Raw genomic sequence first — 13,063 nt, 5'->3', positions numbered from 1 at the left:
AAGCCGGGGCGATACGGATTAGGATGCGCAGTATACGCGCACGGGCAGCGTTTTTTTAGCCGCCCTGGCCGGGCTGGCCTGTCGCCATGGGCAGATAGAGGCGCACCCCGTCCCGCAGGACCAGTAGCGCGACCGGCCCGTCCGCCTGGCGCAATGCATCCAGCAACGTCCGCCGATCCTCGATATCGGTCGAGCCCACGCTGAGGATCACGTCACCCGCGTGCAGGCCCGCCCGAGCCGCCGGCCCCGGCGCAACGCCGGTCACGCGCACCCCGCCCCGCTCCAGGCCGAGCGCCCGGCGTTGCTTGGTGTTCAGCGATTCGAGCGTCAGGCCGAACGGCGGCTTGTTCGGCCTGGGTTGGTCCTTCGGCCCCCCCGGGCCACCTGCACCGCCCTGCAGGCGCGCCGGCAGGGCCGCGACCGTCACCTGCTCGGTACGCGTCTTCCCGTTGCGCAGGATTTTTAGCCTGGCCTTGTCGCCCGGCTTGACCGAAGCCACCAGTGGCGGCAGATCGGACGCCGAATCCACCGTTTGGCCGTTGAAGGCGAGGATCACATCGCCGACATCGATATCGGCCCTGGAGGCCGGGCTGCCCTTGAGAATCTGCGTGACCAGCGCGCCTTCCGGCCGGCTCAGCTGAAAGGATTGCGCCAGCTTGCGGTCGACACTCTGGATCTGGACGCCGAGCCAGCCACGGGTGACATGGCCGGTCGTGCGTAATTGCCGGGCCACCTTCATGGCAATATCGATCGGGATCGCGAACGATACGCCCTGATAGCCGCCGGTCTCACTGTAGATCTGCGAATTGATGCCGACCACTTCGCCAGCCATATTGAACAGCGGCCCCCCGGAATTGCCGGGGTTGATCGCGACATCCGTCTGCAGGAACGGCACATACTGGTCGTCCGCCAGGCTGCGGCCCTTGGCCGAGACAATGCCGGCGGTGACCGACGTCTCGAACCCGAACGGCGAACCGATCGCGACCACCCAGGCGCCGACATCGAGCTTGTCCGGGTTACCGATCGCCACCGTCGGCAGATGCGTCGCCTTGACCTTGAGCACCGCCACGTCGCTGTCCGTGTCGGCACCGACCACGCGGGCGATAAGCTGACGGCGATCGTTGAGCTTGACCACGATCTGGCCGGCGCCGGCGATGACGTGGCGGTTGGTCAGAATATAGCCGTCCGACGAGATGATGAAGCCGGAACCCAAAGAGACATGTTGGCTGTCATCGGGCATTTGCGGCGCGCGCGGTCCATTGCCGTCGTCGCCGAAGAAACGATGCAGCCAGTCACCAAGCGCACCGTCCGGCCCCGGGCTCTGCTGCCCCGGCGACGGCGCGGCGTGGTCGGAACCGGAGCCGGCAGAGTTGCCGGCCGGTTGGCGAGCCTGGGCAGGCAACGCGCTGATGTTGACCACCGCCGGCGAGACGTTCTTGACCAGCCGCGTGAAGTCCGGAAGCCCGGACACCAGCGGCTTGTTTTTATTGTCCGCGTGACCGGCTTGTGCATCCGGGCCCGCGGATGCGTGGTCGGCCCGGGCCTGGTCGTTGGATTGCGAATCATCACGGCCGCAACCGCCAAGTACCAGCGCGCAGCTCACGACAAGGATGACCCATCCCACGCGTGTGCAAAGCATTTGCATTGCATTGTCCCCTTGTTTGTTGTGGACGCCGTATCTCCCTGACGTCCTCGCTCAGTCTACCGCGACAGCGAGCGATTGGGCCGTTTGCCCGTTCGCGGCACGGTCCGGGGGCCCTCAGTGGCTTGACGCCGCCTTGTTTGCAGCCTTTTTTGTCTGCACCAGATTTTCAGCGATACGGCGCGCGGTGATGGCGGGGACTTCGCCCACGACCGTGATCTGCGTGTGATTCACGATATCGCCGTAGGCATGGACCGCCCCCATGCGGGTCGCCCCCTTGAGCGGCGCGCGCAGTCCGGCGGGCGCGATGAAGGCAGAAACCGTGGCCACGCCATCGGTGAACAACATCTGCCGCACCGAGGCCTTCGACGTCAATTGCCGCACGCCATCCTCGGCGAGCCTGAAACCGGGCGGGAGATCGGTCGCCTTCCATTGTTCCTCGGGCGCGTCCGAGGCGCTCTCGGCCACGTGAACAGCCTGATGGCGCACGATGCGAAAGCCGTGCACATCATAGCTCGGCACGAATTCCGAGTCGGAAATCTTCTTGGGGAAGGAGACTTCGGTGAACATCATCTGCTCGAGCCGCTTGCCGTGGTCGAGCAGGTCGAGCTTGAGCGGCAACTCCGTCCTGCTGTCGATCAGCATCTTGTAGCCATAGCGAAACTTGTCGCGTGGCCGGATGGCGATCACCCGGCATGCCCGGCCCGCCGTGCGCGTGGTGCCCATGTCGACGACCTTGTAGTTCGCCTTGAGTTGCTTCGGGGAAAAGTGCGACACGCTGCCGAGCAGGCTCTTCGGCGGATGTTCGGAGACCAGCACCAATCGATGATCGGGCAGGATCGACGTCACCTTGTTGCCCTTGCGGATCACCTCTCGCGCCTCGCCGCTCAGCGAAGTCAGCCGCTCCTCTTCCATGTGGTCGTGGTAGCGATGCACCACCTTGAGCGTGTCGGCGTCGCCGCTGCGCAGGTACACGATAACGCCGCGATAGGTTTCGTGGCGGACGGCGTCGGAAGCCTGACTGAGGAGGTCGATGGCCTTCGCGCTGTCACCGTCATCCTTATGCGGCGCCGCGACGGCCGGAGCGATCAATCCGAATGCAAGAAGGAACGCGGTCAGCGCTCTCGTCACTGCGGCACATCCTGTCCGTAAGCGGCCACCCGCACCAGTGCCGGCGTAGTGCTCGACATGCCATAGCCGCGCGCCATGCCGTTGTGGTCGACCAGATAGCCGTTGAGCTCGTCGCGCACCGCAGGGTCGGACACCGACCAGTGGTCGGCCGGGCCGTCCGACGACGACAGCCCGCGCGAACGCGCTCCGGCCGACGCGACCGTCTGCACATGCGCCGACTGTGCCGGTACCGAGCTGAAGTCGGCCAATCGGCTATTCCAGCCACCGCTGGCAAAGCCCTGGTGCTGGCTGCCGGCCGCATCCCGGGTGCGTGTGGCCGCCGGACCGTCGTTGGCGCTCGCCACGCGACCTTCCGAACCCGAGGTGCTGCTACGCACGAACGGATTGCCGGCCAGCAGCACCACGCCGGCCACCGAAGCCGCCGCCGCCATGCCGGCCACGCCGCGCCAGCGACGTGTGCGCCGCCGCGGCGCCATGCGCACGATGTTCTCGCGCGGCGCCACGGATTCGGGATGCTCATCGGCGGCGATTGCCGCCATCACGCGATTGGCGAAGCCGGTATCGACATGGACGGCCGGCTCGGCACTGTGGGAACGCAGTGTCGTCCGAATCCAGTGCTGGCGCGTCCAGCTGTCGCGCAGCGACTCGTCACGCAGCAACGCATTGACCACCGCATCGGCCTCGTCTCGCGTGGCCTCGTTATCCAGAAAGGCGGACAACTGCTCGTTCATAACAACCTCACTTGTCCGAAAGGGACACCAGCTTTTCCTCGATCGCCGCACGCGCGCGGAATATTCGCGAACGCACCGTACCAACCGGACAATCCATCGACTCCGCGATCTCTTCGTAACTCATGCCATCCAATTCGCGCAACATGATGGCCGTCCGCAGATCCTCGGGCAGGTCGCGTATGGCCGTGATCACCGCATCGCGGATCTCTTCGCTTTCCAGCACGGCCTCCGGGGTCGCCTGCTCGGAAAACCGGTCCATGTGCCCGAACGCCTCGGCGTCCGCCACGTCGATGTCCTGGCTCGCCGGTCGTCGCGACCGGGCCACCAGGTAGTTCTTCGCGGTATTGATCGAAATACGATAAAGCCATGTATAGAACGCGCTATTGCCCTTGAACCCGGCGAGCGCGCGGTAAGCCTTGATAAAGGCTTCCTGCGCGACATCGGGCGCATCGGCCGGACTGACGTACCGCGCGGCCAGCTTGATCACCTTGTGCTGATACTTGCGGACCAGCAGATCGAATGCGCGATCGTCGCCGGCCTGTGCCCGCGCAACGAGCTGATCGTCGGAAGCGTCTTCGCTCATCTAAACGCGGCACGCGCCCGGACTACGGATTGTCAGGATAGATCGACGTGCATTTGCCTCGCTTTGCCAAAGCACCGTGTCTGCATTATTCCCATAGACCGCGGCGGCCGGGAATAGTTCGGCAATTTTTTGAAGACGTTGGCAAATCACCATGCGGGCGAGGTCCATCCAGCTGACGGCAATAACCCCCCTAGTCTAGCGGCGCAGCGGCTCGGCGTCATTCGTGCCTCGTTCATTGACCCGTCGGGGTGATCGTGCACCACCGTTGGCCTGTCCGGCGCAGGACACCACGCCCAGCCAGGCCCCTTGACGTGCGATGAAGCGGGCCGCGACCCGCTGTGCGCAGGCGTTACCCCGGATCACGCCATGACCGCCCCCGACCACCGGCAGGAATTGCCAGCCCGGATGCGCCAGCACGGCCCGTGCCGCCGCCGCGGCGGGCGTGAACACATCCCGGGTACCGGCGACCAGCAGTGTCGGCACATGCTCGGCATGGCGCACCGGCGCCAGCCGGGGAACCGGCCACTGGCGGCAGGCGGCCGCCGCGGTGCGCCCGTCCCGACGCATTGGCCGCGCCGCGAACTGACAGCGGGTGCTCCAGTACACCGGCGCGGTCCGCGATCTGTGTTGCCTGAGCGCAAGCAACGGCCCGGCGAGCGCGCCCAGCGCGCCGGGGTTTTCGACTGCGCGGCGCAGCATCCGGACGACGCGCGCATCCTCCGGACGGCCATACGCCGACAGCAGCAGCAGCGCACCCAATGTCCGGCCGTCGATGGTCACCGACCGCGCCGATCCCGGCGGCTGCGCGACGGTGATCGTCACCGGATGCCGCGCCCGTGAGGCTATCAACCCGGGGATCGTCGCGCGCAACGAAGGCACTGCCAACCGGCAAGACAGTGTGCGCGCGCAGGCACGGCGCAGCTGACGTCGGCGTCGCCGCAAGGCTGCCGCTTGCCTGTCGCGTTCCGGGCGCGGGCGCAGCACCGGCGAATCCAGAATCAACAGGCGCACGTCGCCGGGGTGCTTGGCCGCCAGGCGACCGGCGATCAACGCGCCGTAGGACTCGGCCCAGATCACGGCCCCGCCCGGGGCCAGCGCCGTAATCAGCCGATGCAGATCCGCAACCTGCGCCGTGGCGCCAAGCCGGCCCGCGGTGCCGGCACCCAAGCGCGCGAAGCACGCGGCTAGACGGCCTGCAGGGGTCGCGTCCGGCCGGCTCGGACAGACCGGGCGCGGCGCACTCTTACCGGTACCGCGCGGGTCGAAGATGACCAGATCGCGCGGCCAGCCCGCTGCCTGCTGGAAACGGCGCCAGGCCCGCAGCACGGGCGCTCGCTGCCCGCCGGCATCGCCCGGGCCGCCGGGCACATAGATCACCGGGTGTCGCGTCGGCCCCTCGGGGCGTGCCTGCAGGCGGGTTATCCGCAGATGCACCCGCCGCCCATGGATGCGGTCACCGGAAATGAAATCGCCGCAGTGCATGACGGCGGCGCTATAGCCACCCCGGGCGCCCGACGGGCAAGCGTGCCAGCGAATAACGCCGCCGAACGCGGCGCCGGCCGTCATGACGCCCCCGAAGAGCACGCCATATCGCAGCAGGCGACGCGCCGCACGGCGGCCGCGAGTCACGTCCGGCGCGCGGGCGGCATCACCCGACACCGGGCGCGCAGGCGCCGATGCACGTCGGCGTCGACGCCATCGAACGGGATGATGATCGCGCGGGCGAATCGACGGCCCGGGATACGCATCTTCAGCCGAACCCAGGCCGCGCCCCAATGCCGGGCCTCGATGCATTCGCCGTAATGCTCGCGACCCGCGCGGTCCTGCCAGTAGAGCCGGTGGTCGGCGGCCCAGCGTAGCCGCACGGGCACCCCGCCCCCCCGCAATCCCAGAGCCCGTTCGCAACGAATCGCGGAAAACACGACGAACAGCGCCGGGAAACCCAATACCGGACGCGATACCGTCAACGCCGCGACAACGACGAACGCCGCGCCATGCGCGGCCAGGCTGGTGAGCCGAAGCGCCGACGACGGCCGGAAGGTGACGTGGATGGTATCGCTAAACCGCACCGGCACAGCATAAGTGCGCGCGACAGCCGCCGGTCAAACGACGAGGGCCTGTTGCCGTTTCGTCCGCGTCCGCGCCAAGCGCTGTTTTGCGGCAAGACGAGGCGTAGCGAACGTAGCGTAGTCGTTCTACGTGAGAGAGCTGCAACGCTGTATTGCCGCAAAACAGCGCTTGTCCCGAAGGGTTGGGCCGCCCATAAAATAAACCAGGGCGCCGATACGGCGTTGCGCGTCTTGATCGTGGCTCGCCACGACCGGCGACGCGCGCCTTGTCTCGACGGATTTGCGGTCTCCAACGCGGCACGTGTACGAAACGGCAACAGGCCCCCGGCAACCGTCAATCTCGGCCGCGATCAGGTCCCCGGCGGGCGCTGGAACTCCCGGATGCGTGCCAGCAGTTCGCCCTGCGCGGGATTCTCGGGCTCGGCCCGCCCCATCATGAGCACCCACAGGTCGGGGTCCTCGTGATTGAGCAGATGCACGAACTCCGTGTGCTGCTGCTCGGTCAGCGTGTCGTAGTCCGACCGGACAAAACGCTCGAGCAGCACGTCCAGTTCCTTCATGCCGCGCCGACACAGCCAGCGCACGCGGGATTTTTCGCTCATATCAGCACCCGGACCGTAAAAGCCCCGCGCTGGCATCCAGCGCGGCGCGTCGGCGAATCGCACCGCCCATCAGTTGCGGCGTGCGACCATCAGCTTCTTGGTCTCCTGAATGGCCTTCGCCGGATTCAGGCCCTTGGGGCAGGTATTGGTGCAGTTCATGATCGTGTGGCAACGATACAGCTTGAACGGATCTTCCAGGCCGTCCAGGCGTTCACCGGTCGCTTCGTCGCGCGAATCCACGATCCAGCGATAGGCCTGCAACAGCACGGCCGGCCCCAGATAGCGCTCGGGGTTCCACCAATAGCTCGGGCAGGCCGTGGAACAGCACGCACAGAGGATGCACTCGTAGTAACCGTCCAGCTTGGCCCGGTCCTCGGGCGTCTGCAGGCGCTCGCGCGTGGGCGGCGTGGTATCGGTCTTGATCCACGGCTCGATCGACTCGAGCTGGGCATAGAAATGCGTGAGGTCGGGCACCAGATCCTTCACCACCGGCATGTGCGGCAGCGGGTAGATACGGACATCGCCGTCGATATCGGTGATACGGGTGGTGCAGGCCAGCGTGTTCTTGCCGTCGATGTTGAACGCGCAGGAACCACAGACACCTTCACGGCAGGAACGGCGAAAGGTCAGTGTCGGGTCGATCTCGTTCTTGATCTTGATGACCGCATCGAGAACCATCGGCCCGCAGCGGTCCAGATCGATCTCGAAGCTGTCCACCCGTGGGTTCTCGCCCGCTTCGGGCTCCCAGCGATAGATGCGGAAGGTCTTGGTGTTCTTCGCATCCTTGGGCGCCGGATGGCGCTTGCCCTTGGAGATACGCGAATTCTTGGGCAGTCGAAATTCAGCCATGCTGAGGCTCCATTTCCAAAGTGACCGGTCGGCGCACGGCGCCGACCGCGATTATCCAACGCTAGTAGACGCGTTCCTTGGGCGGGATGTGCTCCATCTCGTCGGTCATCGGATTCATGTGCACCGGGCGATACTCGATGCGCACATCGGTCTCGCCGCTGTTGTGCCAGGTGAGCGTGTGCTTCATCCAGTTCTCGTCGTCGCGCTCGGTGTAATCCTCGTGCGCGTGCGCACCGCGGCTTTCCTTGCGGTTGGCCGCGCCGTGCATGGTACAGATGGCACAGCCCAACAGATTCTCCAGCTCCATGGTCTCGACCAGGTCGCTGTTCCAGGTCATCGAGCGATCGGCAACCGAGACGTTGGCGAACGACTCGACTTCCTTGCCGATCTGTTCGACGCCCTCGGCCAGCATGTCGTCCTTGCGGAAGACCGCGGCGTATTTCTGCATCGAGGCCTGAAGGCTGTCGCGCAGCTCCGCGGTCGGCGTGCCGCCATCGGCGTGGCGCAGTCGGTCGAAGCGATCCAGCGCCTTTTCCTCGGACGCCCGTGTGTCGGCCTTGTGCATCTTGCCCTTGGGTACGATCTCTTCGCAGCGATGGGCGGCGGCCCGGCCGAACACGACCAGGTCGAGCAACGAGTTGGAACCCAGACGGTTGGCGCCGTGGACCGACACGCAGCCGGTCTCGCCGACCGCCATCAGGCCGGGCACGACGGATTCCGGATCGCCGTCCTTGAGCGTCACGACCTCGCCGAAGGCGTTGGTCGGGATGCCGCCCATGTTGTAGTGCACGGTCGGCAGGACCGGGATCGGCTCCTTGGTGGCGTCCACGCCGGAGAAGATGCGCGCCGTTTCGGTGATGCCGGGCAGCCGTTCGTGCAGCACCTCGGGGCCGAGATGCTCCAGGTGCAGGAGCATGTGGTCCTGCTTCTCACCCACACCGCGGCCTTCGTTGATCTCCACCGTTTCGGCACGGCTGACCACGTCCCGCGACGCCAGGTCCTTGGCGTTGGGCGCGTAACGCTCCATGAAGCGCTCGCCTTCCGAGTTGGTCAGGTAACCGCCCTCGCCGCGGGCGCCTTCGGTGATCAGGCAGCCGGCGCCATAGATGCCGGTCGGGTGGAACTGGACGAATTCCGGATCCTGCAGCGGCAGACCGGCGCGCAGCGCCATGCCGATGCCGTCGCCGGTACAGGTGTGCGCCGACGTACAGGAGAAGTACGCCCGGCCATAGCCGCCGGTCGCCAGAATCACCTGGTGAGCACGAAAGCGATGCAGCTTGCCGCCCTGAAGATCCCAGGCCAGCACACCCTTGCACTCGCCGTCCTCGGTCATCAGCAGGTCGATGGCAAAGTATTCGATGAAGAATTCGGCGCGGGCCTTGAGCGACTGTTGATACAGCGTATGCAGCAGCGCGTGGCCGGTCCGGTCGGCCGCGGCGCAGGTGCGCTGGGCGTTGCCCTTGCCGAAATGCGTGGTCATGCCGCCGAACGGGCGCTGATAGATCCTGCCGTCCTCGGTCCGCGAGAACGGCACGCCGTCGTGCTCGAGCTCGATGATGGCCGGAATCGCTTCCTTGGTCAGATATTCGATGGCGTCCTGGTCGCCGAGCCAATCGCCGCCCTTGACCGTGTCATAGGCATGCCAGCGCCAGTCGTCCTCGCCCATGTTGCCCAGCGCGGAAGCGATCCCGCCCTGCGCCGCCACGGTGTGGCTGCGCGTGGGAAACACCTTGGTCACGCACGCCGTTTTCAGGCCCGCGTCGGCCAGCCCGCGGGTGGCGCGCAGACCGGAGCCGCCGGCGCCGACGACGACGACGTCATGCTGATGTTCGATGATGTCATAGCTTTCGCTCATCAGGCGGCTCCCACAAGAATCATGAGTACGGAAACGATGGCCGCGACGGCCAGCAGGATGTTGATCAGTTGCAGCGCGATCAGGGTCGCCAGTTTGACCCCCTCGTTATGGATGTAGTCCTCCACGATCGTCTGCAGGCCCAGTTGCGAGTGATAGAAGATCGCGGCGAGATAGATCGCCAGCAGCGACGCCTGGAACGGCGAGGACAGCCAGTTGGTCACGCTCGAGTAACTGGCGCCGAACTGCGAGGCGAGGCACGCGACAAACCACAGGGTCAGCGGCACCAGCGCCACGGCACTCACGCGCTGGGCCCAGAAGTGGGCGGTGCCGGTCTTGGCGCTGCCCAGGCCGCGCGCCTGGGCCAGCGAAGAACGAATACTGCTCATAGCAAAATCTCCGAAGAACGTCGGCCGTCGATCAGGCGATCAGCGCCCAGATCCAGACGAAAATAGTCAGCGCCGCGGCCACGCCGATGGCGACGAAACCGGTCATGCGGGCCGTTTCCAGATCCAGGCCCACGCCGACGTCCCACACCAGGTGCCGGATGCCGTTGCACAGGTGGTAGAACAGCGCAAAGGACCAGAAGAACATGATCAGCTGTCCGAACCAGGATGCGAATACCCCGTTGACCGCCGCGTAGGCGTCCGGCCCATTGGCGGCGGCGATAAGCCAGACCGCGAGCAGCACGGCCCCGAGCGCGAGCACGATGCCGGAGGCACGGTGGGCGATCGAGGTCAGCATGGATATCTGCCAACGATAAATCTGCAGATGCGGCGAAATCGGTCGGTTCGGCTGACTACTCATACGGTCCCCGGCAGTCGTTTTAAGGAAAAATCGGACGAAATCAGAAGTCGATGCAGCGGCCGTTCTTCTCCCAGTCGCCATAACGAACCGGATCGGGGCCATCGCGACCGCCGTATTCCCTGGGCCGGGACTGTTCCGACAACGGTGTGGTGTCATCCGGCTCTGGCTGAACGCGATCGGGCGCGGACGGCGCGTCGGACGGCTCGCTCATGACTTCGGAACGGGGGTCGTCGACGGGCGTCGCAGGCTGCTTCGGCATACAAATACTCTAAACCTCGCGGGATGGGCTGGCAACCGCGCCGCGTCGGCGAACGGCGTTGCCACACATTGCTTTACAGTCGCTCTACAATACGGGCAAACATGCTTCTGGATGCACTCATGGGCGACGATACGCCTACCGACTCCCTGCGCCTCGGCGTAATCCGCGTGACCGGCCCGGACGCGGGTGAATTCCTGCGCGCACAGCTGTCTAACGATGTCTCGCGGCTCGGCCCCGACCGGCATTTTCTGGCCGCCTGGTGCGACGCGAAGGGCCGAACCCAACTGGTACTGCGCGTGGTGGCGACCCCGGAGGCCTATCTGCTGCTGCTGCCGCAATCGCTGATCGCGAGTGCGCTCAAACGACTGCGGATGTTCGTGCTGCGTTCGAAAGTGGAGCTGGCCGACGTCGGCGCACGCTACGGCATCGTCGGACTGCACGACGCCGACGCCGCGCCGCAGGTCAACGAAACCGCGATCCACGACGGCCAGATATGGCTCGGACTGCCCGGATCGGCCGAGCATCCCGGCCGCACGCTGGTGCTGCATGCGGCGGACACATCCGCGCCCGACCAGGCGCTGGCCGCTGATTCCAGCGCGTGGTTGTTGTCGGACATCGATGCCGGAGTACCGCAAGTGACCGCCGCCACCCAGGGCGAATTCGTGCCGCAGATGCTCAACCTGCACTGGCTCATGGCGGTCGATTTCGACAAGGGCTGTTACCCGGGCCAGGAAGTGATCGCGCGCCTGCATTACCGCGGCCGGTTGACGCGCCGCGTGTTCCGCCTGGCCTGGACCGGGACCTGCCCGATGCCGGGCGAGCCGGTCCACGACGAAACCGGCGATCTCGCCGGCCAGATCCTGCAGGCGGCGGGCGACGACGCAGGCCGGGCCCTGGCGGTCCTCAAGATCGAAGCCGCAGCCCGAAACGGGCTGCGCGCCGAGCACGCCGGCGCGCTGACGCCCCTGGCGCTGCCCTACCCGACGCCCGATTGAGCCGCAGACCACCGGCGGCGGGCCGGCCGCATCAGGCCGGCTTGCGGGGCCGCAACTGCGGGAACAGCAACACGTCGCGAATCGCACTCGCGCCGGTCAGCATCATCACCACGCGATCGATGCCGATGCCGGCGCCGCCGGTCGGCGGCAGCCCGTATTCCAGCGCCGCGATATAATCGGCATCGTAGTACATGGCCTCCTCGTCGCCCGCCTCCTTGGCTGCGGCCTGGGCCCGGAAGCGCTCGGCCTGGTCCTCGGCATCATTGAGCTCGGAGAAGCCGTTGGCGACCTCACGCCCGGCGATGAACAGCTCGAAGCGTTCGGTAACGCTCGGATCGTCATCGCGGCGCCGTGCCAGTGGCGACACCTCGGCCGGATAGTCGGTGACGAACGTCGGCTCGACCAGCCGATGCTCGACCGTGGCCTCGAACAGCTCGGTCAGCCACTTGCCGGGGCCCCAGCTGTCCTCGCCCTTGACGCCGGCGGCCGCGGCGACCGCCCGCAAGCGCTCCGCGTCGTCCAGGTCGGCCGCTTCGATGGCGTCGTTGTAGCGCAGCACCGCCTGCTTCATCGGCAGCCGATCGAACGGCTTGTCGAGCGCGACCGCGTTTTCGTTGCGCGCTGCGGGATACTGTTCGGTCACAACCCGCGACAACTCACGCAGCAGCGCCTCGATTTCGTCCATCAGCACCCGATAATCGGCGTAGGCCTGATAGAACTCGAGCATCGTGAATTCGGGGTTGTGTCGCGTCGACAGCCCCTCGTTGCGGAAATTGCGGTTGAGCTCGAACACACGCTCCAGACCGCCGACCACCAGCCGCTTCAGGTACAACTCGGGGGCGACGCGCAGGTAGAAATCGTGGTCGAGTGCGTTGTAATGCGTCACGAACGGCCGGGCTGCGGCGCCGCCCGGGATCGCCTGCAGCATCGGGGTCTCGACCTCCATGAAGCCGCGCCCCTCGAAGAAGCCGCGCACGGCCCGCAGAATCGCACTGCGCGCGGCGAATACCGCCCGCGCCTGCGGATTGATGATCAGATCGACATAGCGCTGACGATAGCGGGCCTCGGTGTCGGACAGGCCGTGCCATTTTTCGGGCAGTGGCCGCAGCGACTTGGTCAGCAGCTGCAACGCCACTGTCTTGACCGACAGCTCGCCCTTCCTGGTCCGGGTCAGCGTGCCGCGCACGCCGATGATGTCGCCGATGTCGAGCTGCTTGAATGTCTTGTACGCCTCCTCGCCCAACAGGTCGCGCTGCACGAACAGCTGGATCTGGCCACTGGCGTCCTGCAGCGTGGCAAAGCTGAGCTTGCCCATGACGCGCTTGGCCAGCATCCGCCCGGCCAGCGCGACTTCGGTGGCGTCGGCTTCGAGCGCCTCGGCATCGTCGTCCGCGTGCTGGCGCTGCAACGCGTCGGCGCTCGCGCTCGGGCGAAAATCGTTGGGGAATGCATGGCCGCTCTCGCGCCAGCCGGCCAGCTTCTCCTTGCGCTGGGCGACAAGTCGGTGTGTTTCCTCTGCGTTCGTCGGAGCGTCACTCATGTT

Annotated in this window: 14 protein-coding genes; 1 reads left to right on the top strand and 13 read right to left on the bottom strand. The window is 66.3% G+C overall.

Features of this window, described 5'->3' with window-relative positions:
• Positions 1 to 55 precede the first annotated feature (55 nt).
• The 12 genes from ACS8YF_RS00510 to ACS8YF_RS00455 all read right to left on the bottom strand — a co-directional run bounded on the left by ACS8YF_RS00510 (position 56) and on the right by ACS8YF_RS00455 (position 10,477).
• Positions 56 to 1,645 (bottom strand): Do family serine endopeptidase, encoded by a 1,590-nt coding sequence (locus ACS8YF_RS00510; protein WP_440848261.1) that lies wholly within the window; start codon positions 1,643 to 1,645, stop codon positions 56 to 58.
• Positions 1,646 to 1,759: 114 nt separating this feature from the next.
• Positions 1,760 to 2,773 (bottom strand): MucB/RseB C-terminal domain-containing protein, encoded by a 1,014-nt coding sequence (locus ACS8YF_RS00505; protein WP_440848260.1) that lies wholly within the window; start codon positions 2,771 to 2,773, stop codon positions 1,760 to 1,762.
• The gene (locus ACS8YF_RS00500) at positions 2,770 to 3,504 is read right to left on the bottom strand and encodes a sigma-E factor negative regulatory protein (RefSeq protein WP_440848259.1); all 735 of its coding nucleotides are present in this window, start codon (positions 3,502 to 3,504) and stop codon (positions 2,770 to 2,772) included. The genes ACS8YF_RS00505 and ACS8YF_RS00500 overlap by 4 nt, the downstream gene beginning before the upstream one ends.
• A 7-nt stretch (positions 3,505 to 3,511) precedes the next feature.
• Entirely contained in the window at positions 3,512 to 4,087 is a 576-nt protein-coding gene (rpoE, locus tag ACS8YF_RS00495; protein WP_440848258.1) for an RNA polymerase sigma factor RpoE, read from the bottom strand.
• A gap of 195 nt (positions 4,088 to 4,282) precedes the next feature.
• Positions 4,283 to 5,653 carry an alpha/beta hydrolase gene (locus tag ACS8YF_RS00490; protein ID WP_440848257.1) on the bottom strand — a complete coding sequence of 457 codons (1,371 nt, stop codon included), beginning with the start codon at positions 5,651 to 5,653 and terminating at the stop codon, positions 4,283 to 4,285.
• A gap of 59 nt (positions 5,654 to 5,712) precedes the next feature.
• A complete protein-coding gene (locus tag ACS8YF_RS00485; RefSeq protein WP_440848256.1) occupies positions 5,713 to 6,162 on the bottom strand; it encodes a protein YgfX in 450 nt (149 codons plus the stop codon).
• 344 nt (positions 6,163 to 6,506) lie between these two features.
• Positions 6,507 to 6,758, bottom strand: coding sequence for an FAD assembly factor SdhE (locus ACS8YF_RS00480; protein WP_158590741.1), 252 nt, complete (start codon positions 6,756 to 6,758; stop codon positions 6,507 to 6,509).
• 69 nt (positions 6,759 to 6,827) lie between these two features.
• The gene (locus ACS8YF_RS00475) at positions 6,828 to 7,607 is read right to left on the bottom strand and encodes a succinate dehydrogenase iron-sulfur subunit (RefSeq protein WP_440848255.1); all 780 of its coding nucleotides are present in this window, start codon (positions 7,605 to 7,607) and stop codon (positions 6,828 to 6,830) included.
• 61 nt (positions 7,608 to 7,668) lie between these two features.
• Positions 7,669 to 9,462 carry a succinate dehydrogenase flavoprotein subunit gene (sdhA, locus tag ACS8YF_RS00470; RefSeq protein ID WP_440848254.1) on the bottom strand — a complete coding sequence of 598 codons (1,794 nt, stop codon included), beginning with the start codon at positions 9,460 to 9,462 and terminating at the stop codon, positions 7,669 to 7,671.
• The gene (gene sdhD, locus ACS8YF_RS00465; protein ID WP_440848253.1) at positions 9,462 to 9,848 is read right to left on the bottom strand and encodes a succinate dehydrogenase, hydrophobic membrane anchor protein; all 387 of its coding nucleotides are present in this window, start codon (positions 9,846 to 9,848) and stop codon (positions 9,462 to 9,464) included. Before sdhD ends, sdhA begins: the two co-directional genes overlap by 1 nt.
• Positions 9,849 to 9,879: 31 nt before the next feature.
• Entirely contained in the window at positions 9,880 to 10,266 is a 387-nt protein-coding gene (sdhC, locus tag ACS8YF_RS00460; protein WP_440848252.1) for a succinate dehydrogenase, cytochrome b556 subunit, read from the bottom strand.
• A 40-nt stretch (positions 10,267 to 10,306) separates the two neighbouring features.
• Complete coding sequence (locus ACS8YF_RS00455) at positions 10,307 to 10,477, bottom strand: DUF1674 domain-containing protein (protein ID WP_440848251.1); 171 nt, start codon at positions 10,475 to 10,477, stop codon at positions 10,307 to 10,309.
• A 149-nt stretch (positions 10,478 to 10,626) separates the two neighbouring features.
• Here ACS8YF_RS00455 and ygfZ point away from each other — a divergent pair, with 149 nt between their 5' ends.
• Positions 10,627 to 11,520 (top strand): CAF17-like 4Fe-4S cluster assembly/insertion protein YgfZ, encoded by an 894-nt coding sequence (gene ygfZ, locus ACS8YF_RS00450; RefSeq protein WP_440848250.1) that lies wholly within the window; start codon positions 10,627 to 10,629, stop codon positions 11,518 to 11,520.
• A 31-nt stretch (positions 11,521 to 11,551) separates the two neighbouring features.
• Here ygfZ and lysS read toward each other — a convergent pair whose 3' ends face one another.
• Positions 11,552 to 13,060 carry a lysine--tRNA ligase gene (lysS, locus tag ACS8YF_RS00445; RefSeq protein ID WP_440848249.1) on the bottom strand — a complete coding sequence of 503 codons (1,509 nt, stop codon included), beginning with the start codon at positions 13,058 to 13,060 and terminating at the stop codon, positions 11,552 to 11,554.
• Positions 13,061 to 13,063 lie beyond the last annotated feature (3 nt).

The organism is Salinisphaera sp. SWV1, assembly GCF_052044155.1.
In the GTDB taxonomy this organism is placed as follows: Bacteria; Pseudomonadota; Gammaproteobacteria; order Nevskiales; family Salinisphaeraceae; genus Salinisphaera.
This window is presented reverse-complemented; position numbering and strand designations above follow the sequence as displayed.

Bases quoted from the DNA above. Each gene is read 5' to 3' on its own strand.
- ACS8YF_RS00510 (WP_440848261.1), bottom strand. From the start codon at position 1,645: ATGCAAATGCTTTGCACACGCGTGGGATGGGTCATCCTTGTCGTGAGC.
- ACS8YF_RS00500 (WP_440848259.1), bottom strand. From the start codon at position 3,504: ATGAACGAGCAGTTGTCCGCCTTTCTGGATAACGAGGCCACGCGAGAC.
- rpoE (WP_440848258.1), bottom strand. From the start codon at position 4,087: ATGAGCGAAGACGCTTCCGACGATCAGCTCGTTGCGCGGGCACAGGCC.
- ACS8YF_RS00490 (WP_440848257.1), bottom strand. From the start codon at position 5,653: ATGACGGCCGGCGCCGCGTTCGGCGGCGTTATTCGCTGGCACGCTTGC.
- ACS8YF_RS00480 (WP_158590741.1), bottom strand. From the start codon at position 6,758: ATGAGCGAAAAATCCCGCGTGCGCTGGCTGTGTCGGCGCGGCATGAAG.
- ACS8YF_RS00475 (WP_440848255.1), bottom strand. From the start codon at position 7,607: ATGGCTGAATTTCGACTGCCCAAGAATTCGCGTATCTCCAAGGGCAAG.
- sdhA (WP_440848254.1), bottom strand. From the start codon at position 9,462: ATGAGCGAAAGCTATGACATCATCGAACATCAGCATGACGTCGTCGTC.
- sdhD (WP_440848253.1), bottom strand. From the start codon at position 9,848: ATGAGCAGTATTCGTTCTTCGCTGGCCCAGGCGCGCGGCCTGGGCAGC.
- sdhC (WP_440848252.1), bottom strand. From the start codon at position 10,266: ATGAGTAGTCAGCCGAACCGACCGATTTCGCCGCATCTGCAGATTTAT.
- ACS8YF_RS00455 (WP_440848251.1), bottom strand. From the start codon at position 10,477: ATGAGCGAGCCGTCCGACGCGCCGTCCGCGCCCGATCGCGTTCAGCCA.
- ygfZ (WP_440848250.1), top strand. From the start codon at position 10,627: ATGCTTCTGGATGCACTCATGGGCGACGATACGCCTACCGACTCCCTG.
- lysS (WP_440848249.1), bottom strand. From the start codon at position 13,060: ATGAGTGACGCTCCGACGAACGCAGAGGAAACACACCGACTTGTCGCC.